Genomic DNA, 23,282 nt, shown 5'->3' on the forward strand with positions numbered 1-23,282 from the left:
TTCAGCTCAAACCACTTCAATCACCACAGAGATCAATTAGTCTTGCAACCCCGGACTTCCTCGTTATGAACGGCACGGCGGCAGGGGGCAGGTCAGCGCCGTGTTCACCAGCGACAGATTCTGCCTCGACGCCCACCATCCGCTGTTGGCTCCGCGAACCGTGCCACACGCCCGCGGAGCTCCGGCGTGCCGTGGCAACTATGAACACATAGAAGAACCTCGGCGGCTGTGTATGGTCCTTGGGAAGAAAGATGCCTCCTTCAAGCCATCGTGACTGCGGATACAGCCATTCGTTCATGTCACGAATGGCTCGGCCTTCTCCGAAGAAGTAGGTACCGGACCCATCTTCCAACTCAGCGATGTACCGCCCCGGTACGACTTCGTGCTCAATCTTGACATTCATTCCGGCAGTGAATTCCATACAAGCGACTGCTCAATGACAATCTCCTGACGGACCGCGGCCTTGTTCAGGTCTTCCCGTCTTGTCGCGCACCCGGCTAGGACTGCACTGCTGACGAGCGCCATCACACACCCGCGCCTCGTAACTCCCACCTTCACGGACATACCTGTAGCTCTCATCTTTCGATTTCCTCCAATGCCTCATACAAACCGAGAAGTGACGGCACGAGCGCGGCCGCAGGCACATTCCGCACGCAGTCTCTCAGCTGATTGTTCCTGTGGGCTGGTTTGTGTGCACCCGCTTCAGGCGAGGCTCTCCCGACTCGCAATCAAACCGTTGTGCGCGCGCCGCGGGCGTCGGTTTCTGGCGATTTCTGAGGTGCGCAGGACTGACCGGTTGTGGCGCGCGCGCCAAACCGTGCCACACGCACGCCCCTCGCCTATGGGTGCCCGATTGCAAACGCGCCGTCAGTACGACCAGCAACAGCCACAGGAGAATCTTTGCCCCCAGCGAAGCGCCGCGGTGGCGAGGTATTGCAGCACCACACGGGCCCTGGTTGTCACTTGGCAGGGTCCGGCAGGCTGTCGAGGTACTTCGTCGTTGCGATGCTCAACGAAGAGTACTTTGGGTCTCGCGCAAATTCGACGAAGACCATGAGCGTGTTCGTCCCAGCCCAGGTGTAAGTGCGCCCACCGCCTTCGTTCTTGGACCTGGCAAACGAATGCTGCGAAGTGGGCGCGCCGAACGTCCTCAAGGCATAGCGAAAGGCGTCGGAGCGCGAAGCCTTAGGGAACGTGAGTTGCACTCCTTCGACGACCTCACCGCGCATCAAAAAGTCAATGTGGTAGGGAAAGCCGAGGTCGGGGCGATTCCGAAAACGGCTGAACTTGGGGGCATCCTCGTAGCAGACCCCTGCGCTGGCGCCAGAGGCGTCTGCGCATGCCCTGACTTCCGTTTGCTCTCGCACGGGAACCCCCAACCGCACCCCAATGAAGCGCGTTGGCTCCAGGCTCCAGCGCTCAACTGTTGCAATGGTGGGCCAGCCACCCGGTTTGGGGTGCCCCGCCGGAGTACCTTGCGCCCATGCACCGGTCGCACTGAACAGTAGGACGCCTAGAACTGTGCACTTGGACATGTTGGCCTTCAGGGCTTTCGCACCTAGGCCATTTTCCTATGTCCGGCGCGAATATCGGCTTGTGGCCCCAGTCTGCCTTCCATACCGGGCGATAGGCATTTGGCTCAGTCGTGGAAGACCACGTTGAAGCCTTCGTCCGCGGTTGGCGGGACAAAATGACCCGTGATTTGGTCGAACTCGGCATCCGTCGTTTCAAAGGGATGCTCTCCCGAGAGGTTCCGAGCACGCAGGCGCGCTTTGCAAACTTCGTCGGGAACATCGAGGAAATGCAGGCGGTGGGTAGCCGCGACTCCCTCGAAGATGCCACGGGCCCAAGCTCTCGTGGCGATGGTGTTCGAGGGGAAATCGAGCACGACCGACGTGCCGGCCGTGAGCAGCGCCTCGATGTGGCCAGCCATCGCTCCGCGCAACCTGCCGGCGCAGCAAACATAGTCCTCGAGAACGTGAATCTCGTTCGGGTATCTGGTACCAGGGACGGCTCATTTGCTCGGACTGAACGAACGGCAGCCTTATGAACCTTGGCTCCGCATTTCCTCCAGCGTCTTCCCGCCTGCGATAGCTTCTTTGAGCCAGCGCGGTTGCGGGCCCCGGCCGGTCCACGAGCGACCAGTGCCGTCGCTGTAGAGGACGCTCGACGGCCGACGCTTCTGCACAGTCTTCGTGGGAGCTGCCTTCTTCGTCTGAGCGCCCACCTGAAAGTCCTGCAAGTCCTTCCCGGCCGCCAGTGCCTCACGTAGCCAAGTCGGACGCTTTCCCCAGCCACCCCAGGTGTTGCCTTGCCCATCGCTGTACGTGATTCGACCTTGCTTCTTCGGCGCGAGGACCTTGGCGACCCGCTTCGTCTTGCGAGCCGGCGTGGTCTTTCCGAAGAGTTGCTCTGGCGTCAAACCGTAATGAGCAATCGCCACTCGAATGCGTTCAACTACGCCGACCACCTCTTTTGCCAAGGCGGCATCAGCTTCTTTCTGCAGTGCGGCAATCTTCTTTTGAATCTCTGCGTAACTACTTGCCATTTGGCTGGCCCTTTCAATTCAACAAGAACGCAAGCTTAGTTGCTTTAGACATTCAAAACTGCCCATGGCCTGACTGCTATTGGCAGGCAGCAGCGATGGGCTGATTCTCGCCAGCAAAGGGCCGCTTTGGAGCGAATTGAGGGTCATGGCCGAAGGACCGCTCCTGGCTATGAGTTGAGACGGTCGTCAGGCCTGCGAATTTCTGGCAGACCTGTACTGCTCATTCCACCATCGCACGAGCTCTCCGTGCTGCTGATGCGTGACCCACGACACGTTGTCCTCGGCCTCTGGGCTTCCACCGAACACCAGAGGCTTCACCAGCCATTTGACCTTGCCGACAAGCTCCGCGTCAGGCTGCAACTCGGACGGGTCCGGGAGATTGAAGGATGCGATGTACCGCGTATCGAGTGGAACGCTGGGAATGGTGAAAGTCGCCCCGGCTTGGTCTTGGACGATGAAGTCTTGCCAGCTTCGGAGGCCGAGAACTGAGAAGCCCGGGAGCGTTGCGTTTAACTCGCAGGCGCCTGCGATGGCCGAGGCCTCCTCGCCTTCAAACAAGATGATGTACTCGTCCTCGTGCCAGCCCTCAAGCATGTGGTCCTGCGCCTCGTGTTGTTGCAACCGGGATGCTAGATGAATGCCCGGAGCTGGCTGGCTACTGCCGCTCTCGAGAGGAGAGCGCCAAGGCCAGCTCATAGATGTCTTCCGCTATCGCAGATGCGGTCTTGCCATGCATTCGATACAGAGCTGACTCTACCGTGCTCTGGCCCTTGAAGCGCGGCTCCCTGAACAGACGCTTCCGTATGGAAACGACAAGCGGCTTGAGTTCGACAGGAACGTCGTCCGGGAAGACGAACTGAAGCCTCTCAGTATATGCACGGAGCAATCTATCTTTGACTCCATGTTCGCCCACGGCTAACAGCCGTACTGATTGGCTCGCAAGGTACTCTGTATTCCTCCAGTCGCGCATCACTGGGTCCTCACCACGAGCCGCTCAACTTTTCCCGCTGCCCACGCGAGCGCCCAAAGGGCCTCGATGTACCAGTAGAGGTTCGTACGTTCCTGCTCAGTGAGGTCCGCGTCGTCCTTGCCGAGAATGGCGCGCTCTGACCTCGACAGTTCCTCATCGAGGCCATTGCTGCCAATCCACTTCCTGACGAAAGAGATGGGCGCCTTGAACGCAATCTGCAGCATTGCGTTCAATACCAGGGCGCGGCGCGCGGCAGCTTGAGCATCTCGCGTCGCAGTATCTTGGTCGGGAGACAGCAGCCAGTCGCAAATTTCACCGCCGTGCTCGCGAATCAGTGCTTCGTTCTCCCGCTTTATGAGCTCGCAATCAATCTCTTGCATCTCGACGTCCTAGTGTCTGCTTCGGGGCGAATTCTGGCCTAGACCCGAGCGTCCGCTGTTGGCCGCATCCTGCCACATATACCTAGGCTCCGGCTCAGGCGGCAGCGACCCTCAAACGCGCTGATTCCACCCATGGGTCCTTTCTGCGCAGGGTTATTGTCATGCAACTAAGATAGTTTCATGAAGCAGAGCAGCCAACTTTCCGACGTCTTGCACGTCCTCCTGCACCTGGCAGAGGCCGATGCTCCCCTCACCTCCGAAGCACTCGCCTCAGCGATGAGCACCAACCCCGTGGTGCTCCGCCGGCTTATGGTCGGCCTGCGCGAGGCGGGCTTCGTCGTCTCCGAGAAGGGTCACGGCGGCGGCTGGGTGATGGCCGCGCCGCCGGAAAGCGTCACGCTCCGCGATGTGCATGTGGCGCTAGGCGCTCCCCCGTTGGTGTCCCTGGGGTTCCGGGAAGACCGGCCGGAATGCTTGGTCGCGCAGGTGGTGAACGAATCCCTGCAGTCCGCTGTGCAGGAGGCCGAGGCCTCCTTGCTGGGTCGCCTGGAAGCCATCACGCTGTCCGAGCTATCGCAAGGCGTCAACCATCGCCTGCGCGCGCACAGACGCACCGGGGCGGCCTCTGCCCATCGCCTGGAGGACCACCATGGTCAAAGCTGAATTCGCCATCGTTGGCGGCAGCTATGCAGGCCTGTCTGCTGGCCTGCAACTGGCCAGGGCCCGGCGGGACGTTCTCGTGGTGGATGCCGGCTTGCGCCGCAACCGATTCGTCGACCAGGCCAGCGGCACCTCGCACGGATTCCTGTCCCGCGACGGCATTGCACCTGGCGTCATCGCGGCCGAAGCCCGGCAGCAGCTGCTGCGCTATCCCACGGTGCGATGGCTGGATGGCGTGGCGGAGGACGCCCGGCAAACCGATGACGGACGCTTCACTTTTCGCGTCGGTGAGCACTCGGTGCATGCGGCCAAGCTGGTGCTCGCCACCGGCGTGCGTGACGAGCTGCCGGCCGTCGAGGGCCTCGCCGAGCGCTGGGGTCGCAGCGTCTTCCATTGCCCCTATTGCCATGGCTACGAGCTGGCAGGTGGTCCCATCGGCATCATCGCGGCTGCCGAAGTCGCGCAACACCACGCCATCATGTTGCCCGACTGGGGAACGCCCACCCTGTTCCTCAATGAGGCCTATCGTCCGTCCGGCGAGGACTTGGCCGCGTTTGCACATCGTGGCACGAAGGTGGAGGCGACCCCCATCCTTCGAATAGAAGGTGTAGCCGATGTGGTGCTGGCCGATGGACGGACCTTGCGCATGAACGGCTTGTTCACGCAGCCGCGTTCTCACATCGCCAGTCCCATCGCCGCTCAACTGGGTTGTGCGCTAGCGCAGGGCCCTGCGGGGGCATTCGTCCAAGTGGATGCCATGCAGCAGACGTCCGTGCCAAATGTCTTTGCCTGCGGCGATGCCGCGCGAGCGGCCGGCAATGTGGCCCTGGCGGTCGCGGATGGGGCCATGGCCGGGTTTTCCGCGCATCGGTCGACGATGTTCTAGCGACCCACCGTCCTAGGCTGCCAAAGCGGCCATGCGCTGGCGCGTGCCATCAGTGGGGCCTACGGTGAACGTCGGCTTTGCGGGGTTTCTGATGCGGCCAGCGAAGGGCTGCTTCTGGCCGGCTTCAGTCATTTGAAGTGCAGGACCCGACTTACGAGGCGGGAGTGTCCACACTTGTCTTTTCGGGCGCTTGTGGCCGAGTTTCGGAGGCCGTGCAGGCTCCAGCCGCAGCAGATACGGGAACTGACATTAGTGTCTCGCGCAGAGTCAGTAGCACGCGACGCGCACAGCCGTCGACGAGCAAGGTGGCGCGTTCGACTTTAGACGTCTTCCCTTCGTAATACCGAAAGGTTTGCTGCTTACCTGTGCCGAGTGGGAGTGCCTTAGCCGCTGACGCTGCAAGCTCTATCGATTCCTGCAACAGGTCGCCGGCAAGAAGACGCAAAGCTGCACCGTCTTCCCGGCTCCAGTGGGCGACGGGATCCGCTTCAGCAAGAGGAGCGGAGACAACGCGTATCACTCCTTCATAGATTGGCACCCCAGTAGCTTTGACGCTCACCTCATTGTCAAGAACCAACGCGGTCTGGTCTTGCGTGAGCGCGAAGACGGGCACGCTATCGATTTGCAAAGTTTGCCCAACCGGACCGCTTGGGGGTTTCGTGCTGCGTGCCAGTTCCGCGTGGGTGTACTTCGACAATACCGACCTGTAGGGCGTCAGGATTCGATCCGCATCTTCCTTCAGCTTGACCTTCTGCGCATTCTTGGCCGCCTCATTGATCATGCTGTGAGCGATGACCGCTACCAGAAGACCTGCTGCGTTGGGTGCTGGGTATGCCATGGCACCGCTGCCGACGCCTGCACTGTCGAAGTTCTCGACCCCTTTGAATGCAACCGGGTCAGTAGATGGCAGCCGAACAACCCACTGAGGCGAAGACAAGGGTGCCTGCGCTTCAGCACTCTGGGTCGGTTGCTCGGCTGAGCCTGTTGCGGTGGCTGCGGGCCCGACCTGTGCTGCGACGCAAAAGCTCGCACCCGAGATCAGCCAGCCCGCGACCCCCTTCCATCCGACGCGCCGTGCGCCAGAGGCCGATGCCGTGGTCATGCGACTATTTGACCGCTGAGGCGACGGGCTCGGTACGTGGCGATGGGTTGGTTTCGGTCAGTGGCTTCAACACTGCATCGCGGCCCGCCTCCAGTGCCTGGAAGTATGCGTTGGTCAACCCCGGAAACTTGGGGGGCTCGTCCCACTTGGCGCCGGCACTCAGGCTCACGTTGACAGGGACGTACCAGTTGTACGTGTTGGTCTTGAGATCGACGAGGTACGCCGCGCCAACAACAGTGGCTTTGGGATCGCTGGTAGGCACGTACGAAGCGTAGGTTCGAACGTAGCCGAGTTGCTGCACGTCAATGACCAGCAGTTTGTCGACGGCCAGTTTGGCGCGGACTGAGGCGAAGTCCTTTCGGGCGGCCGTCGGTACGTCGGTGCGAATGTCGCCAAGCGACTTCAGGTCGATCGGGTCTTTGATCACCACAGTGTCGATACTCTTCTTTCGCAACGCTGCAGCGACATCTTCCTGCAATGCGGCCAACTCGTCGCGCGTGAGCGTCTCGGTGTGCTTTGTCAAAGAAGAATTGGAAGCGCTCGCGAACGCATAGCAGAGCAGGCAATCGGCGCCGGGAAAGTACGTATCCACCTTGGGCAGGGCAGACATCGCTACACCTACCTTGCCGCCCTTCGCGGCGATAGCATCCTGGTTGAAAGGAACGGGTTGCTGCGGCTTGAGCGCGCACCCGGAAAGAACGACGCTCAGCAACAGCGTTGCAGTAGGAAGACTCCACCTCATCGAATCCCTCTCGTTTTGTGATGAACGAGGGATTAAACACGTCGGATTCCTTCACCATAAAACGTGTTGTGGCCGAGAGAGACAAAAGATCCGGAATCCGAGCAATAGTGCCTTGAACCTTGGCAAGGCCGGACGGCCACAGTGGCAGCTTGTCCATCTATCTGGCGAAAGCGCAGACCGCCTCCATCGACGCATCAACTGCCTGGCTGGAGCAGAGACACCTCGCGCAAGCGCTGGTGGGCAACGCCTTCCCATGTGACAGGTTGCTGATTCTTGGCATGCAAATAGTGATGGGTGAATACCGCAAGGTAAGCCTCAAGCGTATGCGCGGCAACGCGTTCACCTGCCAAGTTCATGCATAGGGCGGCCACCTCACTTGTACAGAAATGGTCGTCGCGGCCGGAGCGGCGCAGCTTGTATTGCGACGCCTTTTCGGGCTCCAGGCTTAGTACCGGAAATTGGTCAAGATAAGGACTTCTTCGAAACATCTTGCGAGCCTCGGTCCATGTCGCGTCCAGGAGGATGAACAGCGGACGCTTTCCATCACCACCAGGGCCGTCGGGCGGCTGCACGGCGCGCACGACCCGCTCGGGCGCGACATATTGGCCCGGAAACACGACATACGGTTGCCACTGCGGGTCGCTCAGAAGGGCCAGAAGAGCGGGGTCCGGTTCGGTGCGCGTCCAAGTGAACGCAAACGTATCGGGCACCACATCCGCGACCAGCCAGCCGGTATTGGTCGGTTTGAGCGGCTCGATGTCAGCCATGAGGAGGCACACCCCTGCGCGAGTGGTGAGCGAAGGGCGCAGGGAGCACATGCAGTGGCTCGGAACCAGCCTGCAGTTCCCGCAGCGCTCGCGCTTGAAGCCACCGCGGGAGAGAAAGGGTTTGACGCTGCGCGCCAGACGGGCGGCGCGCAGGCGGGATACAGCGTGTGGCATCCCGGGATTTTCGGGCAATAGGAAGGGCCGGCCGGCACGCTTCAAGGCTGGGCCGATTCGCGAACGGCTCCCGGTTCTCCGTTCAACAGATGCCTGGCGAAGAAGGCGGTGATCTTGCCGTCGACTGCTGCCATCTGGCTGCGATCAAAGCCCGGCGGGTCGTTGAGCATGTCGCCCAGCAGCCCGGTCAGGCCCGACGGCAGCGGCGACAGCAGCGTGCCGTGGCCGGCAGTCGGCAAGGCGGCGATCAGCTCGCAGGACTGGCAGGCCTGCAGCACCCGGTCGCTGTGAAAGCGTGGAACGAGCCAGCGGTCCTGCCCTGCCGTGACCAGCCCCAGGGGCACCGGCGGCGAAGCCAGCGACGCCATGTCGAAGTCGGCCGCCGAAGGCACCCCGGCCACGACTGCGGCCACGCGAGGGTCGGTGTGCACGCGCGGCGTGTCGTCGTCGAAGCGGTAGCGGATCACCGCGAGTGCGGCCCACTTCTTGATGCCATCCGCCCAGCCGCCGGTGAGCCTAGTGATCAGGCCGACGCAGGACTGGAAGTCCTCTTCGAGGTGTGCCTCGCAGTGCCGCTTGAAGCCGGCCGGTGACCAGCGCCCGCCCGCCATGCTGAGGGCCGTGTGCCCGCCGGCGGACATACCGTAGACGCCCACCTTGTCCAGCTGCAGAAGCGGCGCAAAGCGCGGGTCGCGTCCCACGGAATCGATGGCGCGCGACACTTCGCCAGGGCGCAGCGTCCAGCTGTCGGGGCCCGGATCGCTGCCGTCCTTGTAGTTGTCGGCGCGGTGCTCCGGCATGGCAACCACGAAGCCGGCCTGGACAAGGCTGCGCGCCAGGTTGGCATGCACCCAGGGCGCGCCGCCGGAGCCGTGCGAAATCACGACCAGCCTGCCGTTGCCAGGCACCGCGCGACCCTGGAGCGCCAGCGGGAGCATCAAGAGCCCTTGCCGGACTGGCTGATCGGCGTCGGACGACGGGTAGTACATGGTGACCGGGCCGTCTTCGGCGGTGGCGGGCAACTCGGCCCGTCCCATGCCGGCGTGCGCCAGCCCCCAGGTGAGCAAGGCCGGCGCCACGGCCAGCAAACGCAGGAAACGCTTCATCTTCAGTGCTCCTCAACGAGTGGTGGTCCGCAGACCCCTTGCCCACGGATGAGGTGCACGATGCCCGGGCACTTTGGCCGCGTCTTGCCGAAAGCGGTGAAGCGCGACTTCCGGCTGGCCGATTTCAGGAATCGGCCAGCTTTTCCCGTCGGTACTCGGTAGGAGTGAGGCCGGTGGCGGCCTTGAAGGCGCGGTTGAAGGGTCCGATCGACTGGAACCCGGCCTCCAGCGCAATTGTGAGCACCGGGAGCGCCAGCTGCGCGGGGTCGGCCAGCGCGTTGCGCGCCTCAGCCAGCCGGAAGCTGTTGACGAAGGCGTTGAAGTTGCGATAGCCCAGTCGCCGATTGATGAGGTGCCGAAGGCGGTATTCGGGGATGCCCAGACGCCCGGCGAGGCTGGCGATCGTGAGGTCCTCGGTGCGGTAGGCGCGCTCGTCGCCCATCAGGCGCAGCAGCGCGTCAATGGTCGAGTCCTCGGCGGGGTCGGTCAACGGCACCGCCGGCGCGACGTCCACCACCGGCACGGCAGGTCCATGGGGCGCAGCCGGCTCCGGCGCTGCCCGTAGCGCCGACGGAAAGAGCTCGGACCCTGCCAGCCGCAGCATCCAGCCCGCGCCGCCCGCCACGATGAAGAGCAGCATCACGACATCGGCCGTCGCGGTCATGCCCGTGAGGCGCCCGTTGGGCACGCCCAGGCGCGCCACCAGCGCCGCGAGCGTGTAGCCCACGCCGGTCACCACGATGAAGGCACGCAGCCGTCGCCGCCCCTCGACCAGGTCGGTGCGCCAGTGCGCCACCGCCGCCATGGCGGCCAGCACCGCAAACAGCAACGGCACCGCGCGCTGCAGCCCCAGGGTGACAGGCGCCAGCACCGAGGCGCTGCCATTCATCCATGCGCAATTGAAGGCGGCCAGTACGAAGACCGCCAGCCAGGCCGCCGCATGCATCGGCCGCAACGCGAAGTCGTCATCGAACAGCGCCTGGATGAAGATCCAGAACAGGACAGAGTTGCCCACGGAGACAGCCACCAGCGGCACCTGCCAGAGGCGGGGAAGCGTCTCTTCGACGAAGGGCGTCGAGCTCGCGGTTTGCACGGCCAGGCCCAGCATCAAGGCCACCGCGGCGCGCGCCGCCGGCAAGGCGGCCCGGTCCCGCGAGAACATGAAGGCCAGCAAGGCGAGCAGTGCCACCAGCATGCCTCGCAAGGCGGCATCGACCAGGGTCGCGGCAAGGGAGTCGTACATGGAGTGGCGGACGACGGATGGGCGCACCACGATAGCACTGCCGGGCGAGTTTCTGCGGCGCGGCCGACTGTCCGGTTGCGGGCTCTCTACAGCCGCCCGAATAGGGCGGGACTGTGCCCGTTGCGGTCCTTCGTTCGAATCGGAAGTACCGCTTTGGAGCCGTGCGACCTTTCGGTTCGTCAGGCGGTCCGTCTCTACTCCCTGCGCGGGAGACTCTAGGAGGGCGCGGCGGACCTTCAGTGGGAAAGAAGCCGATGGTGCATCCGCCGGATCGACCACCACACGCTGACCGCGACCAGTGGAATCGCCAGCGCCGCGGTCGATTCCGGCGATAACGGCCAGCCCAGCGCCTGCCCTCCTTTTGCGAGGTAGCTCACGAGGCCCACGATGTAGTAGGTGATGGCTGCCACGGACAGGCCTTCGACAGTCGCCTGCAACTTCAATTGCAGGTCCTGCCTGCGGTTGAGGGCCTCCAGGAGCGCCTGACTGCTTTGCTGCTGCTCGATCTCCACCCGGGTGCGCAGCAGATTGCTCATGCGTGAGACGCGCTGGGACAACGAGTCCTGCCGCCGCGTCGCCCATTCGCATGTCTTCCTCGCCGGGGTCAGCCGTCTGTCGATGAACTCGGCGATTGTCTGGAGGCCGTTGAGCCGGGTCTCCGAGATCTGCTGGATGCGTTGCTCGACGAGTTCGAAGTACGCATTGCTCGCAGACAGTCGCGCGTGTGATGCGGCATGCTGGCTTTCGACTTGCCCTGCCAGCCGCGTCAGCCGGTCGAGAAGCGCGGGTTCGGAATCCCGGTTGGCGCTTCGTATCGATTGGGCCAGCTCGGCCAGTTCGCTTTCTGCGCTGCTCAGTGCCTCACCAGCCAGTCGCGCCGCTGGCAGCCCCAGCAGGGCCGCCATCCGGTACGTTTCGATCTCCAGAATGCGTTGCACCAGTCGGCCGAGTCGCCGGGGTTGCAATTCGTCCGCGAACAGCAGGATTCGCGAAAACCCATCGCCGTGGATGGCGAAGTCCGTATAGACCTGTGCCTGATCGCCTGCGACGTTCGAGCCGACGAGCGTCTGCTCATTCAGGCAGTCCTTCACCCATCTGGCCGCCGTGCTTCCGCGCTCGGGAAACACCCAGAGGTTGAGGCCGCACAGGCATTGGCCCGGCAACGCGGCAAGCCAATCCTGCGATACCGCGCTGACCGCGCTCGGAGGTGCTGACGGCTGGTGAATGTCAGCGGGCCCCTGAATGGTGAAGGTCCATGTGACGAACTCGGTGTGCAGCTCCCAGCGAATGCGCAGAGGACCGATGTCCACTCGGAGGTGCGTGGTTGTCTCGTCTGGCGCCGGCAGATGGTTGTCGCGCATCAACGTGGCGAGGTGGGCACGGCTTGCAGCCCGCTGCGCTCCGTCCGCAACCATGACGATGTGCGCGATGCTCAAGTGCCCCTTGAGGGCTTCTGGAGGCCGCGCATGAACCTCGTTATGAAGTACGGAGCGCTCGGGGTGTTGCGTCAACTGCATCGATGGGGCATCCAGGTCGGTGGGACATGAGGCGCGAACGAGCGGCCTGCCGAACGCCGTAGCTTACGTGGTGCGTGTTGCGATGACCTCGAAGCCGATGTCCACCGTGTACGCGCCCACTGGTTCGCCAGAGAGGCGTGCCAGCAGCACTTGCGCTGTGCTCTCGCCCATTTCGGCACGGCGGATCTGTACGGTGGACAGGCGCGGCGACGATGCGCGCGACATGGCCATGTCGCCGAATCGGTTGAATCCGCAGCCAAAGGAAGACACGACCGCATCCCGATTCGTAGCAAGATCGGACCATGCCGAAATACCGATGGTCCTGCCTTGCTTGCGGCGCAGTGAATGAGCGGGGGACAGAGCTTTGCGCAACATGTCAGTGCCCGGCCCGGGCGACGTGCAAGCAAATCGAAGCAAGCCGAACCGCTTTTGTCACTGGCGGTGGTCAGCTAATCGGAGATGCCGCCGAAAGCACCAAAGGCGCGTCGTCGGCTTTGGAGGCATTTGGATTCGCGGGGAAGCTCCTGATTCTCTTGATCGCGGGATGGTGGCCTGAAATCGCGCGCAGCCGCGCTGCTTCGCGTCGAGATCGATCTGCCGGACACAACGCCGACCCAAAGCTACCATGTCAACTCCCGGCCAGGCCGGAAGCGGAAGCTAGCGGTGACAGCACAAGCCCATCGAGGGCGAGTCGCCGCAGCTTGGACGGTTTTGAAGTGCGCTGGCGCTCGACGTCAGTTCAATCTAGCCGCCGGTGCACGCAACCGGCATGGCGCGCCCAACGGCCCACGATGTGCGACCTTGCTCGATGAGCAGCGTCTGGCGTCCGTTCGAAAACGTAGTCCCTGAGTTTCCCATCGCGGGAAGACTGACGGCGGCTGCTCCATCAACGGAGACCGAGGCGCTCTCGCCCATCAAGCGCACAGCCAAGCGTGTCCCATCGCAGACGTAGTTGCTCACTGGATAGGGATTACCGACGCCGATCGACGCACTCGGCGTCGGTTGTTGGCAAGCCGCCAGCGCCCAGATGGCAAACGCGCCAACGATTGAGCAAAGAACGCGTTGCGGCCGGGTAGCGCTTGTTTGCTGCGTGGTTCGCACGAAGGGCTCCTTATTTCGAAAGGACTGAACCCTACTCTCTCGAGGAACCATCGTCCAGCCAGATCAAGATGCGCAGTGGCATCCCCGTGCTGCCGAGCAGCGAGAGCATTCTGGTACTCGCCGGGACTCTTGCCTCAGTGCCGAGATGTTGTCGCCCGACTACCGGCTTCTATACTTCGCGAGTCGCGCCGACAAGGCGTGACCGGGTTTAGCAGCCCGAACCACATAACTGAGAACGAGAGCCGCAGCCTTCCACAGGCAATGCGGCTTCTTCGTTCGTGCCACCATTTTTTGGCGGCTCGAACGGGAGGGCTAACGCCCTGCCGGTTTTTCTCAGGAGTGGCCGGTCTGCTAACCCGTTCGAGCTGCCGCCTTCGTTTAGCAGCGGGGGCGGCGGCTATAGCAACTCACTCCTGAAAGGCCAGCAATTGGCACACCCTACTTGCGCATCCGCGCACCCCACGAACGATTCCACCGCCCGCGTCACCGCGCTCGCCGCACGGCTTGCCAGCGAAGCCGACGATGTGCGCGAGGCCTATCACGCGATCACGTGCATCACCAAGATGGTCGTGCATGCGCGGGCGGCGCCCGCTTCCGAACAGCTCCCGAAGACGAGCATCACCGAACGCGAGGCGATGCTGTCGTTTCTTTCCGGCGAACTCGATCGTCGCGTGAAGAACGCCAAGTTCACCGCTGGAGAGTTGACTGAAATGGGCGCCTACATTCCCCAGCGGTAGACCTCAGCGCAGGTACGCCTGCGCGAGCGAGACCCAATAGCTCGCCGTGCTCGGCAGGATCTCATCGTTGAAGTCGTAACCCGTGTTGTGGACCATGCAGCCCGGACCGCTTCCGGGCTTGCCATTGCCGTTGCCGACGATGAAGTAGCTGCCCGGCACCGCGTTCAGCATGAATGCGAAATCGTCGCTGGCCTGCAGCGGCGCCATGTCGGGGATCAGCGCCTTGTCGCCCATCGACCTGCGTGCCACCTGCAGTGCAAATTCGGTCGCCGCCTCATCGTTCACGCAGGGCGGCATCTTCCATTGGTAGTCGACCGTGGCGGTCGCGCCATGCACTGCCGCCTGGCCTTGCGCCATCGCGATGATCCGGTCACGCAAGAACGCGCGCACCTCTGGCTTTCTTGCGCGGATCGAGAGCTTGAGCTCCGCACTCGTGGGAATCACGTTCGGCGCCTTGCCGGCGCTCATCGCGCCGACCGTGACGACCGCCATGTCGTTGGGGTCGACCTCGCGCGATACGAGCGTCTGCAGCGCGAGGATCAGGTGCGCCGCGACCATGATCGGATCGACCGTCGTGTGCGGCATCGCGCCGTGGCCGCCCTTGCCTTCGATGGTGATGACTGCCGTATCGGACGAGCTGTAGATCACGCCCGGCAGAAAGCCGAACTGGCCCGCCGGGAAGCCCGGCTCGTTGTGATACGCGTACACCGCATCGCACGGAAAGCGATCGAAGAGGCCTTCTTCGACCATCTTCTTCGCGCCCATCAAGCCTTCTTCGGCGGGCTGGAAGATGAGGTTGAGCGTGCCATTGAAGCTCTTGGTGACCGCCAGCAGTTGCGCCGCGGCGAGCAAGGTGGCGGTGTGCCCATCGTGACCGCACGCATGCATCGCACCCGGCTTGCGGCTGGCCCACGCCAGGCCGGTGGTCTCAGTCATCGGCAGTGCGTCCATGTCGGCGCGCAAGCCCAACCGCTTGGTGCCGTCGCCGACCTTGAGCGTGCCGACCACGCCTGTGCCGCCGATGCCGCGATGAACCGTGTAGCCCCATCGCGCGAGGCGCTCGGCCACCAGTTCGCTGGTGTGGAACTCCTCATAGCCGAGTTCGGGGTTCGCATGGATCTGCCGTCGCAGGCCGACCATCTCCTCGGTAGTCGCCTGGATGCCTGGATGGATGGGAACTGAAATCATCGGGGAGCCGCTTTCAAAGCACTGAGAACGCATTTTCCACGCCAATAATGCGGGCTGCCGCGATGGCCTCGATATTGCTTGCCCACGACGATGACTGATCACCTGAAGAACTCCACGCTCCCTCGTCTGACGCGCCGCCAGCTGACCCTCGGCGCACTTGCCGCAGCCGGCGGCCTCGCCACCACGCGCTACGGGCGCGCGGCCACCGGCAAGGGCACTGCGGTGCTGGCCATCGACGCCGATCCGCCGACGCTCAACCTCGGCACGACCACCGACTTCGCGGCCGGCGATGTCTCGGCCAAGATCCTCGAAGGCCTCGTCTGGCTCGATCCGCAATACAACCCAAAGCCCTCGCTTGCCACCGCGTGGACGGTATCCCCCGATGGCAAGACGTACCGCTTCACATTGCGCCCCGGCGTGAAGTGGCATGACGGCAAGGACTTCACCAGTGCCGATGTGAAGTTCACGCTGATGGAAGTCATCGGCAAGCTGCATCCACGTGCGGCGCCCGTGTTCAAGAACCTCGGCATCGAGGTCGACACGCCCGATGCCCTGACCGTGGTGGTCAGGATGCAGAAGCCGTATGCGCCGCTGCTGTCGCAGTTGACGGTCTTCGATGCGCCGATCCTCCCGCGCCATCTCTACGAAGGCAGCAACATCGGCACGAACCCGGCCAACCAGAAGCCGGTCGGCACCGGCCCCTTCAAGTTCGGCGAATGGAAGCGCGGCGCCAGCATCAAGCTCGTGCGCAACGACCAGTACTGGGACGGCGACAAGCCCTTTCTCGAATCGATCATCTTCCAGGTCATCCCGCAGGCGGCCAATCGCGTGCCCGCACTCCAGACTGGGGAGATCGACGAACTGCTCGACTTCTACACGCCCAAGCCCGAGGTCCCGCGCATCCTCGCGGACAAGAACCTCGCACCGCGCCGCGGCGTGAACATCCCGGCGGTCTACTTCCTGATGTTCAACACGCAGTCGCCGCTGTTCTCGAAGCTGGAGGCGCGCCACGCGGCTGCCTTCGCGATCGACCGGCAGCGGCTCGTCAAGCAGGCCATGAACGGCATCGCCCGGCCGGGCGCGGGTGCCTTCGGCGACGGCTTCAAGTGGCTCTTCAACGATGAGGTGAGCTACGCGAAGAAGTACCCGCTCGACGCCGCACGCGCGAAGGCGCTTTTCGAGAAGGCCGGCGCCAAGCCCGGCAGCACGACGGTGCGCATGCCCTTCGACGCCAGCCGCGCGCAGATGCGTGCGCAGGCACAGATCATTCAGGACAACCTGCGCCAGATCGGCCTCGAAGTGAAGCTGGAGCCGCTGGAACGCTCGGTGTACTACGACCGTGTGTTCGCCAAGCGCGACTACGACATGATGCTGGGCTCGTACTTCTCGGCCGGCGACCCGGCCATCGGCTACACGCGGCTCTACAACACCTACACCGGCACCGCGCCCAACACCAACGCAAGCGGCTATTCGAACCCGAAGGTCGACGATCTGCTGAGTCGCGCCGCAACGGCCACCGATCGGGACGTGCGCGCCAAGGCCTACAAGGAGCTGCAGGTGATCCTCAACGAGGACCTGCCGACGCTGGTGCTGTTCGACGAAGAAACGGTCGACACCGCGAGCAAGAAGCTCACCGGCGTGTTCCCCGCGCTCGATGCACGCGACCAGTGGGCCGGCGTCAAGCGCGCGGACTAGCCTCCCCGCCCGATGTCTTCCTTCATCCTGCGGCGCCTGCTGCACGCGATTCCGCTGCTGCTTGCGGTGGTGGTGCTCAACTTTTTGCTGATCGCTTTCACGCCGGGCGATCCGATCACGCTGCTGGTCGGCGACTTCCCCGCGCCGCCCGAGTACCTCGACCAGATGCGTCGCGAGTTCGGCCTCGACCAGCCGGTCTGGATCCAGCTCGTGCGTTATCTGGGCAAGGTGGTTCAAGGTGACTTCGGCTATTCGTTCGCGAACCAGCAGCCGGTGGCGACGCTGATCCTCGAGCGGCTGGGCGCGACGCTGGAACTCACCATGACCGCACTCGCCTTTGCGAGCGTGCTGGGGATCATCTTCGGCGTCGTCGCGGCGCGTTCGGCTGCGCGCACTGAGCGCGGGCTGGTTGACTCCGCCATCCAGGGCGTGTCATCGGCGGGCTATTCGATTCCGGATTTCTGGCTCGGGCAGTTGCTGATCCTCGTGTTCGCGATCTGGCTGGGGTGGCTGCCGTCGCAAGGCAACAACCCGGTGCGCGGCACGCTTCCGGGTTTCGAGGGCTTCGTGCAGCACCTGTCCTATCTCGTCCTGCCGGCCTTTGCGTTGTCGCTGCGCTATCTCACGCTGATCACCCGCATCACGCGCGCCGCGATGCTTGAAGTGATGAACGCCGACTTCATCCTCGCCTCGCGTTCGCGCGGCGCTTCTGAATGGACGGTGGTCGTGGTGCATGCGCTTCGCAATGCTGCGGCGCCGGTGCTGACGGTCATTGGCTACAACATGGGTTTCGTGCTCGCAGGCTCGGCATTGATCGAGGCCGTATTCGCGTGGCCCGGCATCGGACGGCTGCTCTATGAATCGATCTCAAAGCGCGACTATCCGGTGATGCTGGCGATCCTGCTGATGGTGTCCGTCACGGTCGTCATCGCGAACCTCGTCACCGACATCATTCACCGACTGATCGATCCGCGGATCGAGCGTGCATGAGCGAAGCGACATTGACTCCCGTTGTCCCATCGGTGGGCACGCCCTTTCGCAAGGCTGCGTTCTGGCGACGCCTGTTGCGCCGGCCGACGACGCTGCTCGCACTCGCCTTCCTCGCCCTGCTCTTTGCGCTGGCGATCTTCGCGCCACTTGTCACTGCCTACGATCCGCTCGGCGGCGGCGACAGTTCGCTGCTCGAACCGCTCTCGCCCGGCCACTGGCTCGGCACCGATGACCTGGGCCGCGACATCTGGGCGCGCGTCGTCTTCGGAACGCGCATCTCGCTCACCGTTGGCGTGATGAGCGCGCTGTGCGCGGTCGTCGTCGGCGTGATCGTCGGCGCGCTGGCGGGTTACTTCGGCGGCTGGCTCGATGCATTGCTGATGCGCATTGCCGAGTTCTTTCAGACGCTGCCGCGCTTCGTCGTCGCGCTGATCGTGATCGCGCTGTTCGGTACCAGCGTGTTCAAGATGATCGTCGTCATCGCAGCGCTTTCGTGGCCGCAGCTTGCGCGCGTGGTGCGCGCCTCGGTGGCGGCACTGGCGCAGTCGCAGTTCGTCGATGCGGCACGGGTGGCGGGCATGGGGCACGGCGCGATCATCGTGCGCGAGATATTGCCGAACGTGGCAGCGCCGATCATCGTGCTCGGCTCGCTCGATATCGCGATGGCGATCCTGATCGAGGCGAGCCTGAGCTTCTTCGGGCTCGGCGACCCCAACCATGTGTCGTGGGGCGCGATGCTCAACGATGCGCAGCAGTATTTGCGCAGCGCGTGGTGGATGTCGGCGTTTCCGGGGCTGGCCATCGCGCTCACGGTGCTGTCGTTCAACGTCGTCGGCGATGCGCTCAACGATGCGCTGAACCCGAGGGGGCCGAAATGAGCAATGCCGATCTGCTGCTCGACCTGCGCGGCCTCTCTGTCGACATCGGCCGCGGCGCGACTGCACTGCGCGTGGTGAACGACCTTTCGCTGACCGTGCGCCGCGGCGAAGCCGTGGGCCTCGTCGGCGAATCGGGCTCGGGCAAGTCGATGACCGCCTTCGCGATCATGAATCTCTTCCCCTCGCCGCTGGCGCGGGTGGCGTCGGGACAGGTCCTGCTCGAAGGCCGTGACCTTGCGCAGTTGAATCCCGTCGAGCTGCGCGCCGTGCGCGGTGCACGCGTGGGCATGGTCTTCCAGGACCCGACGAGCTACCTCGACCCGCTGATGCCAGTCGGGCGCCAGATCGCCGAGCCCTTGCGAGCGCACGGGCGCACGGAGGGACTGGAGGCGCGCGTGCTGGAGCTGCTCGACATGATGGAGCTGCCCAACGCCGCACGGGTTGCCCGCCAGTACCCGCATGAGCTTTCCGGCGGCATGCGCCAGCGCATCCTGATCGCGGCTGCACTCGCGATGCGGCCGGCGCTGCTCATCGCCGACGAACCGACCACGGCCCTCGACGTGACGGTGCAGGCCGGCATCCTGAAGCTGCTGATGCGCCTGCGCAAGGAACTCGACCTCGGTATCCTGCTGATCACGCACGACCTCGCGGTGGTGGCCGAGACCTGCCAGCGGGTCAACGTGATGTATGCCGGCCAGGTGGTCGAGTCGAACGAAGTCGCACCGCTTTTCGCGGCGCCGCGCCATCCGTATACGCAAGGCCTTCTGGGGAGCATCCTCAGCCCGAAGTCCCGCGCGCACTCGCTGTTCTCTATTCCGGGCAGCGTGCCGATCGCGGAGCACTGGCCGCAAGGCTGTCGCTTTCATCCACGGTGCCCGATCGCCCGCGGCGGTCTCTGCGACGCGGCCGTGCCGGCGCTGCGAGCAAATGGAACGGGTGCCGATCGCTGCCACCTGAGCGACGAAGCGATCGCCGCCGACGCATGGCAGCGCAACGAGGTCGCGGCAACATGAACGCACCGCTTCTCGAAGCCCGCGACCTGAGCCGGCTCTTTCCCGTGCGCGCGAGTGGTGGGCTGTTCCGCGCCCGGCAGATGCAGCGCGCAGTGGATCGTGTCTCCCTGACGATCCAGCCCGGCGAAGTGCTGGCCCTCGTCGGCGAAAGCGGCAGCGGCAAGACGACGCTCGGGCGCATGCTGCTCGGTCTCACTGCGCCGAGCGAAGGGACCATCCTCTACAAGGGCATGGACGTCGCGACGCGATCCGGCGAGGCGGCGCGCAGTTTCCGGCGCGAAGTGCAGGTGGTCTTCCAGGACACCGGCGGTTCGCTGAACCCGCGCCGCACCATCGGCCAGAGCGTCGCGCTGCCGATGACCTATCACCGCGGACTCGACCGGCGCGCAGCGGCGGTCGAAGTCGATGCACTGCTCGATCAGGTTGGGCTGCCCGCCGCGCATTTTCGCGACCGGCTGCCGCATGAACTCTCCGGCGGCCAGCGCCAGCGCGTGGGCATCGCGCGCGCACTGGCGTCGAACCCCGCGCTGATCGTTGCCGACGAGCCCGTGTCTGCGCTCGACGTATCGGTGCGCGCGCAGATCCTCCGGCTGATGTTCGACCTGCAGCGTGAGAGAAAGCTCTCTTACCTCTTCATCACGCACGACCTCGGCGTGGTGCGGGCCATGGCCGACCGGGTGATGGTGATGCACCAGGGCCGCGTGGTGGAAAGCGGCGATGCGGACACGGTTCTCAACGCGCCGCGTGATCCATACACCCAGCGATTGCTGGCCGCCACGCCGATCCCCGATCCGTCGCGCCAGCTTGCAGCGCTCTGATCTCGCCATGACCCGCCACTTCACCGAACCCACGACTGACTACTGGCAGCGCATTGTTCCGGCCCATGTGGTCGAGCGGCCCGATGCGCCCTGGCAGTTCGGCTACCCCGCGCGCCTGCCAGACGGGCGAGTGCTGGTGCTGCCGATACGGCAGCTTGCCAACGAGCCTTCGCATGCCGTCGCTTCGCTGCTGGTCAATCACGCATCGCTCGAAGTTGTCGAGACGTTGGGCGCCATGCTGGCTGAGCGCCTGTCGATCGACGCGCCCGAGTTGGTGATCGGATTGCCGACGCTAGGACTTGCGCTCGCGCCCGTGGTCGCGCGCTCGCTGGGCCATGCGCGCTACGTGCCGATGGGCTACTCACGCAAGTTCTGGTACGACGAAGCGCTGTCCGCGGCAGTGCATTCGATCACCTCCCCGACGCCGGGCAAGCGCATCTACCTCGACCCGAATCTCCGCCCACTGATCGAAGGCAAGCGGCTCGTGCTGGTCGACGACGCCGTGAGCACCGGTACCACGCTGCGTTCGGCGTGGGATCTGATCGAGTCCCTCGGCGGCGACGTGGTGGCCTGTGGCGTCGCGATGCTGCAAAGCCGCCGATGGGTCGAGCAACTCGGTGCCGAACGCGCCGCGCGTGTGGTCGGCGTTTTCGAAAGTCCGTTGCTGAAGGCTGTGCCCGAAGGCTGGGTGTTGCGCGACTGATCAGCCCGCCGCGCGGGCGAGTGCATCCAGCACCACACGCCGGAGCAAGGGCTCGTCGGCCACGCTGGCCACCTGTGCATTGGCTTGGGCACGCTTGGGCACGCGCCATTCGACCACCGTCATGCCTCGTGTGTGCTCGCCCTTGCATTCGGCCACGACATGCGCAGGCCTGAAGTTCATCCCCTCTGGTGCGACCAGTGCAGCCGCAGCCGTCGGGTCATAGAGCGACATCGGCAGTGCGCCGGCAGGACTTGCGATGCGCACGTAGCCGAGCAGCAAGTCGGCCAGCACCTCCGCCTTGTCGGAACCGACCGCCCGCAGTGCTTCGGCATCGCTTGCGTGCACGCGCACCTGCCGACATGCGTCGAGCCCCACCATGTGCAACGCAACGCCGGCATCGAGCACGACGTTGATCGCTTCCGGGTCGACCGCGGCATTGAACTCCGCCGCCGCCGTGTGATTGCCCGGCCCGGCGCTGCCGCCCATCCACATGAGCCGGCCGATCCGCGCTGCAAGCTCGGGGCGCTTCTGCAGCACGAGCGCGATGTTGGTGAGCGGGCCCAGCGCGAGCAGCGTCGACGGCTCGGGCTGGGAAGCAAGATAGTCGCCAAGCGCGGCCACGGCGTCGCTGGATACCAGCGCCGCCCGCACCTTCGGCAGACTGCGACCCGCCGAAGCCATGGCATCCGCGCCGAGGATGTTCTGTGCAGTGACGAGTTCGCTGGCGATCGGCTTCGCACTGCCTGCGTGGATGGGGAAGCCCCATTCGAAGTACGCTGCGGCGCGCAGCGCGTTGTCGATCACCACATCGAGCGGCGCATTGCCCGCGACGAGCGACATGCCGTCCACCTGCCAGGGCGGCGTCTCTGTGATCGTGAGCACGGCAGCGAGATCGTCGAAGCCCAGGTCGGTGTCGATCCAGACGTGCTTCATGGCTTGGGGGTCTCCGTTCATGGGGCGTATTGTGGATTCGTTCGGCTTGCCACCATCGCGCGCCCGTAGTTCAATCGCCTTCCCTAGTCCGGAGGTCGTGATGCGTCGCCTTTTCGCCAATCGCCTGGCCGTTGCCACTGCCGTCGCCGTCGTGCTGGGTTCGCTGATCTTCGCGGCGGTGCGCGTCAGCACCTAGTCGCCGGGGCCCGGCGATTCGCGCCGCGGCGCCCGGGGGCGGACTTCGTGTAGTATCCGCGCCCCTTCCGTCGCGCCATGCCTCAGATCCTCGTCGACAACCTCCGCAAGACCTACCGCATCTCCGAGCGCGATCCCGGCGTCCTCGGTGCGCTGCGCGGGCTCATTCGGCGGCGACAGCGCACGGTCGAGGCGTTGAGTGGCGTGTCGTTCGAGCTTGAACAGGGCGAGCTGCTCGGCTTCATCGGCCCGAACGGCGCAGGCAAGTCGACCACGATCAAGATCCTCGCGGGCATCCTGCGTCCCGATGGCGGTCGTGTCGAGGTCGATGGGCGCAACCCGTTTACCGATCGCGAGCGCCACGTTGCGCGCATCGGCGTGGTATTCGGACAGCGGACGCAACTCTGGTGGGACCTCCCGGTGGGCGAAGGCTTCTCGCTGCTTCGCGACATCTACCGGGTCGATCCGCTGCGGTTCGCACGAACGCGCGACGAGCTGGTGGCCATGCTGCATCTGGAGCGCCTGCTCGACCAGCCGGTGCGCCAGTTGTCGCTCGGGCAGCGCATGCGTGCGGAGATCGCGGCGGCGCTGCTGCACGAGCCTTCCATCCTGTTCCTCGACGAACCGACGATCGGCCTCGACGCGCCCTCGAAGCTTGCTGTGCGCGACTTCGTGCGGCGCGCCAACCGCGAGCGCGGCACGACCGTGCTGCTCACCACGCACGACATGCATGACATCGAGGCGCTTGCAGAGCGGGTGATCGTGATCGGCCATGGCAAGGTGCTGGCCGACTGCCCGGTCGAAGCGCTGCGCGCGCAGGTCATGGCCGCGCGCCGCCTCGATGACGGCCTGCCGGAGGACGCGGAGGACGAGGGCATGACCATCGAGGCCGTCATCACGCGCTTCTATGCAATGCACGGCGCGGCCGAGGTCTGA

At 64.4% G+C, this 23,282-nt stretch carries 25 protein-coding genes; 10 read left to right on the forward strand and 15 right to left on the reverse strand.

Going from position 1 to position 23,282, the window contains the following annotated elements:
- Positions 1–16 precede the first annotated feature (16 nt).
- The 6 genes from FHW64_RS25950 to FHW64_RS25975 form a co-directional block, all read right to left on the reverse strand.
- Positions 17–421 carry a hypothetical protein gene (locus FHW64_RS25950; RefSeq protein ID WP_184531128.1) on the reverse strand — a complete coding sequence of 135 codons (405 nt, stop codon included), beginning with the start codon at positions 419–421 and terminating at the stop codon, positions 17–19.
- 538 nt (positions 422–959) lie between these two features.
- Positions 960–1,535 carry a hypothetical protein gene (locus FHW64_RS25955; protein WP_184531129.1) on the reverse strand — a complete coding sequence of 192 codons (576 nt, stop codon included), beginning with the start codon at positions 1,533–1,535 and terminating at the stop codon, positions 960–962.
- A gap of 104 nt (positions 1,536–1,639) precedes the next feature.
- Positions 1,640–1,945: an AAA family ATPase gene (locus FHW64_RS25960; RefSeq protein WP_409350647.1), complete on the reverse strand. Its 306-nt coding sequence runs from the start codon at positions 1,943–1,945 to the stop codon at positions 1,640–1,642.
- A gap of 99 nt (positions 1,946–2,044) precedes the next feature.
- Positions 2,045–2,548 carry an H-NS family nucleoid-associated regulatory protein gene (locus tag FHW64_RS25965; RefSeq protein WP_184531131.1) on the reverse strand — a complete coding sequence of 168 codons (504 nt, stop codon included), beginning with the start codon at positions 2,546–2,548 and terminating at the stop codon, positions 2,045–2,047.
- A 186-nt stretch (positions 2,549–2,734) separates the two neighbouring features.
- On the reverse strand, positions 2,735–3,142 hold the full coding sequence (locus FHW64_RS25970) for a hypothetical protein (protein ID WP_184531132.1): 408 nt from the start codon (positions 3,140–3,142) through the stop codon (positions 2,735–2,737).
- 375 nt (positions 3,143–3,517) lie between these two features.
- A complete protein-coding gene (locus FHW64_RS25975; RefSeq protein ID WP_184531133.1) occupies positions 3,518–3,898 on the reverse strand; it encodes a DUF4272 domain-containing protein in 381 nt (126 codons plus the stop codon).
- A gap of 180 nt (positions 3,899–4,078) precedes the next feature.
- On the opposite strand from FHW64_RS25975, the gene FHW64_RS25980 reads away from it, so the two are divergent.
- Together FHW64_RS25980 and FHW64_RS25985 are read left to right on the forward strand one after the other, a co-directional pair.
- Positions 4,079–4,561, forward strand: a complete 483-nt coding sequence (locus tag FHW64_RS25980; protein WP_184531134.1) for an Rrf2 family transcriptional regulator — start codon at positions 4,079–4,081, stop codon at positions 4,559–4,561.
- Positions 4,548–5,444 (forward strand): NAD(P)/FAD-dependent oxidoreductase, encoded by an 897-nt coding sequence (locus FHW64_RS25985; protein WP_184531135.1) that lies wholly within the window; start codon positions 4,548–4,550, stop codon positions 5,442–5,444. The genes FHW64_RS25980 and FHW64_RS25985 overlap by 14 nt, the downstream gene beginning before the upstream one ends.
- A 151-nt stretch (positions 5,445–5,595) precedes the next feature.
- On the opposite strand, the gene FHW64_RS25990 is transcribed toward FHW64_RS25985, so the two are convergent.
- The 7 genes from FHW64_RS25990 to FHW64_RS26020 all read right to left on the reverse strand — a co-directional run bounded on the left by FHW64_RS25990 (position 5,596) and on the right by FHW64_RS26020 (position 12,365).
- Positions 5,596–6,546: a hypothetical protein gene (locus FHW64_RS25990; protein WP_184531136.1), complete on the reverse strand. Its 951-nt coding sequence runs from the start codon at positions 6,544–6,546 to the stop codon at positions 5,596–5,598.
- A 4-nt stretch (positions 6,547–6,550) separates the two neighbouring features.
- The gene (locus tag FHW64_RS25995) at positions 6,551–7,288 is read right to left on the reverse strand and encodes a hypothetical protein (RefSeq protein WP_221210528.1); all 738 of its coding nucleotides are present in this window, start codon (positions 7,286–7,288) and stop codon (positions 6,551–6,553) included.
- Positions 7,289–7,482: 194 nt separating this feature from the next.
- Positions 7,483–8,229, reverse strand: a complete 747-nt coding sequence (locus FHW64_RS26000; RefSeq protein WP_184531137.1) for a tRNA-uridine aminocarboxypropyltransferase — start codon at positions 8,227–8,229, stop codon at positions 7,483–7,485.
- Between the two features lie 41 nt (positions 8,230–8,270).
- Complete coding sequence (locus tag FHW64_RS26005) at positions 8,271–9,335, reverse strand: dienelactone hydrolase (protein WP_184531138.1); 1,065 nt, start codon at positions 9,333–9,335, stop codon at positions 8,271–8,273.
- Between the two features lie 124 nt (positions 9,336–9,459).
- Complete coding sequence (locus FHW64_RS26010) at positions 9,460–10,578, reverse strand: AraC family transcriptional regulator (protein WP_184531139.1); 1,119 nt, start codon at positions 10,576–10,578, stop codon at positions 9,460–9,462.
- 236 nt (positions 10,579–10,814) lie between these two features.
- Entirely contained in the window at positions 10,815–12,095 is a 1,281-nt protein-coding gene (locus FHW64_RS26015) for a DUF3422 family protein (RefSeq protein WP_184531140.1), read from the reverse strand.
- Positions 12,096–12,158: 63 nt separating this feature from the next.
- Positions 12,159–12,365 (reverse strand): hypothetical protein, encoded by a 207-nt coding sequence (locus FHW64_RS26020; protein WP_184531141.1) that lies wholly within the window; start codon positions 12,363–12,365, stop codon positions 12,159–12,161.
- Positions 12,366–13,624: 1,259 nt separating this feature from the next.
- On the opposite strand from FHW64_RS26020, the gene FHW64_RS26025 reads away from it, so the two are divergent.
- Complete coding sequence (locus FHW64_RS26025) at positions 13,625–13,933, forward strand: hypothetical protein (protein WP_184531142.1); 309 nt, start codon at positions 13,625–13,627, stop codon at positions 13,931–13,933.
- 3 nt (positions 13,934–13,936) lie between these two features.
- On the opposite strand, the gene FHW64_RS26030 is transcribed toward FHW64_RS26025, so the two are convergent.
- The gene (locus tag FHW64_RS26030; protein ID WP_184531143.1) at positions 13,937–15,121 is read right to left on the reverse strand and encodes a M20 aminoacylase family protein; all 1,185 of its coding nucleotides are present in this window, start codon (positions 15,119–15,121) and stop codon (positions 13,937–13,939) included.
- A gap of 90 nt (positions 15,122–15,211) precedes the next feature.
- Here FHW64_RS26030 and FHW64_RS26035 point away from each other — a divergent pair, with 90 nt between their 5' ends.
- The 6 genes from FHW64_RS26035 to FHW64_RS26060 are packed head-to-tail and all read left to right on the forward strand — an operon-like array spanning position 15,212 to position 21,218.
- Positions 15,212–16,816, forward strand: a complete 1,605-nt coding sequence (locus FHW64_RS26035) for an ABC transporter substrate-binding protein (protein ID WP_184531144.1) — start codon at positions 15,212–15,214, stop codon at positions 16,814–16,816.
- 12 nt (positions 16,817–16,828) lie between these two features.
- Positions 16,829–17,806, forward strand: coding sequence for an ABC transporter permease (locus FHW64_RS26040; protein WP_184531145.1), 978 nt, complete (start codon positions 16,829–16,831; stop codon positions 17,804–17,806).
- The gene (locus FHW64_RS26045; protein ID WP_184531146.1) at positions 17,803–18,684 is read left to right on the forward strand and encodes an ABC transporter permease; all 882 of its coding nucleotides are present in this window, start codon (positions 17,803–17,805) and stop codon (positions 18,682–18,684) included. Before FHW64_RS26040 ends, FHW64_RS26045 begins: the two co-directional genes overlap by 4 nt.
- Positions 18,681–19,697 carry an ABC transporter ATP-binding protein gene (locus tag FHW64_RS26050; protein ID WP_184531147.1) on the forward strand — a complete coding sequence of 339 codons (1,017 nt, stop codon included), beginning with the start codon at positions 18,681–18,683 and terminating at the stop codon, positions 19,695–19,697. Before FHW64_RS26045 ends, FHW64_RS26050 begins: the two co-directional genes overlap by 4 nt.
- Positions 19,694–20,515 carry an ATP-binding cassette domain-containing protein gene (locus FHW64_RS26055; protein ID WP_184531148.1) on the forward strand — a complete coding sequence of 274 codons (822 nt, stop codon included), beginning with the start codon at positions 19,694–19,696 and terminating at the stop codon, positions 20,513–20,515. Before FHW64_RS26050 ends, FHW64_RS26055 begins: the two co-directional genes overlap by 4 nt.
- Before the next feature lie 7 nt (positions 20,516–20,522).
- Positions 20,523–21,218: a phosphoribosyltransferase gene (locus FHW64_RS26060; RefSeq protein ID WP_221210527.1), complete on the forward strand. Its 696-nt coding sequence runs from the start codon at positions 20,523–20,525 to the stop codon at positions 21,216–21,218.
- Here the strand turns inward: FHW64_RS26060 and FHW64_RS26065 are convergent, their stop codons facing one another.
- Positions 21,219–22,151, reverse strand: coding sequence for a nucleoside hydrolase (locus tag FHW64_RS26065; protein ID WP_221210526.1), 933 nt, complete (start codon positions 22,149–22,151; stop codon positions 21,219–21,221).
- A gap of 273 nt (positions 22,152–22,424) precedes the next feature.
- On the opposite strand from FHW64_RS26065, the gene FHW64_RS26070 reads away from it, so the two are divergent.
- Positions 22,425–23,282 (forward strand): ATP-binding cassette domain-containing protein, encoded by an 858-nt coding sequence (locus tag FHW64_RS26070; RefSeq protein ID WP_184531150.1) that lies wholly within the window; start codon positions 22,425–22,427, stop codon positions 23,280–23,282.

It is taken from the genome of Variovorax sp. Sphag1AA (genome assembly GCF_014192575.1).
GTDB lineage: Bacteria > Pseudomonadota > Gammaproteobacteria > Burkholderiales > Burkholderiaceae_C > Variovorax.

Excerpts from the sequence above, each read along its gene's own strand:
- FHW64_RS25950 (WP_184531128.1), bottom strand. The coding sequence starts at position 421 with ATGGAATTCACTGCCGGAATGAATGTCAAGATTGAGCACGAAGTCGTA.
- FHW64_RS25955 (WP_184531129.1), bottom strand. The coding sequence starts at position 1,535 with ATGTCCAAGTGCACAGTTCTAGGCGTCCTACTGTTCAGTGCGACCGGT.
- FHW64_RS25965 (WP_184531131.1), bottom strand. The coding sequence starts at position 2,548 with ATGGCAAGTAGTTACGCAGAGATTCAAAAGAAGATTGCCGCACTGCAG.
- FHW64_RS25970 (WP_184531132.1), bottom strand. The coding sequence starts at position 3,142 with ATGCTTGAGGGCTGGCACGAGGACGAGTACATCATCTTGTTTGAAGGC.
- FHW64_RS25975 (WP_184531133.1), bottom strand. The coding sequence starts at position 3,898 with ATGCAAGAGATTGATTGCGAGCTCATAAAGCGGGAGAACGAAGCACTG.
- FHW64_RS25980 (WP_184531134.1), top strand. The coding sequence starts at position 4,079 with ATGAAGCAGAGCAGCCAACTTTCCGACGTCTTGCACGTCCTCCTGCAC.
- FHW64_RS25985 (WP_184531135.1), top strand. The coding sequence starts at position 4,548 with ATGGTCAAAGCTGAATTCGCCATCGTTGGCGGCAGCTATGCAGGCCTG.
- FHW64_RS25990 (WP_184531136.1), bottom strand. The coding sequence starts at position 6,546 with ATGACCACGGCATCGGCCTCTGGCGCACGGCGCGTCGGATGGAAGGGG.
- FHW64_RS25995 (WP_221210528.1), bottom strand. The coding sequence starts at position 7,288 with ATGAGGTGGAGTCTTCCTACTGCAACGCTGTTGCTGAGCGTCGTTCTT.
- FHW64_RS26000 (WP_184531137.1), bottom strand. The coding sequence starts at position 8,229 with ATGCCACACGCTGTATCCCGCCTGCGCGCCGCCCGTCTGGCGCGCAGC.
- FHW64_RS26005 (WP_184531138.1), bottom strand. The coding sequence starts at position 9,335 with ATGAAGCGTTTCCTGCGTTTGCTGGCCGTGGCGCCGGCCTTGCTCACC.
- FHW64_RS26010 (WP_184531139.1), bottom strand. The coding sequence starts at position 10,578 with ATGTACGACTCCCTTGCCGCGACCCTGGTCGATGCCGCCTTGCGAGGC.
- FHW64_RS26015 (WP_184531140.1), bottom strand. The coding sequence starts at position 12,095 with ATGCAGTTGACGCAACACCCCGAGCGCTCCGTACTTCATAACGAGGTT.
- FHW64_RS26030 (WP_184531143.1), bottom strand. The coding sequence starts at position 15,121 with ATGATTTCAGTTCCCATCCATCCAGGCATCCAGGCGACTACCGAGGAG.
- FHW64_RS26035 (WP_184531144.1), top strand. The coding sequence starts at position 15,212 with ATGACTGATCACCTGAAGAACTCCACGCTCCCTCGTCTGACGCGCCGC.
- FHW64_RS26040 (WP_184531145.1), top strand. The coding sequence starts at position 16,829 with ATGTCTTCCTTCATCCTGCGGCGCCTGCTGCACGCGATTCCGCTGCTG.
- FHW64_RS26045 (WP_184531146.1), top strand. The coding sequence starts at position 17,803 with ATGAGCGAAGCGACATTGACTCCCGTTGTCCCATCGGTGGGCACGCCC.
- FHW64_RS26050 (WP_184531147.1), top strand. The coding sequence starts at position 18,681 with ATGAGCAATGCCGATCTGCTGCTCGACCTGCGCGGCCTCTCTGTCGAC.
- FHW64_RS26055 (WP_184531148.1), top strand. The coding sequence starts at position 19,694 with ATGAACGCACCGCTTCTCGAAGCCCGCGACCTGAGCCGGCTCTTTCCC.
- FHW64_RS26060 (WP_221210527.1), top strand. The coding sequence starts at position 20,523 with ATGACCCGCCACTTCACCGAACCCACGACTGACTACTGGCAGCGCATT.
- FHW64_RS26065 (WP_221210526.1), bottom strand. The coding sequence starts at position 22,151 with ATGAAGCACGTCTGGATCGACACCGACCTGGGCTTCGACGATCTCGCT.
- FHW64_RS26070 (WP_184531150.1), top strand. The coding sequence starts at position 22,425 with ATGCCTCAGATCCTCGTCGACAACCTCCGCAAGACCTACCGCATCTCC.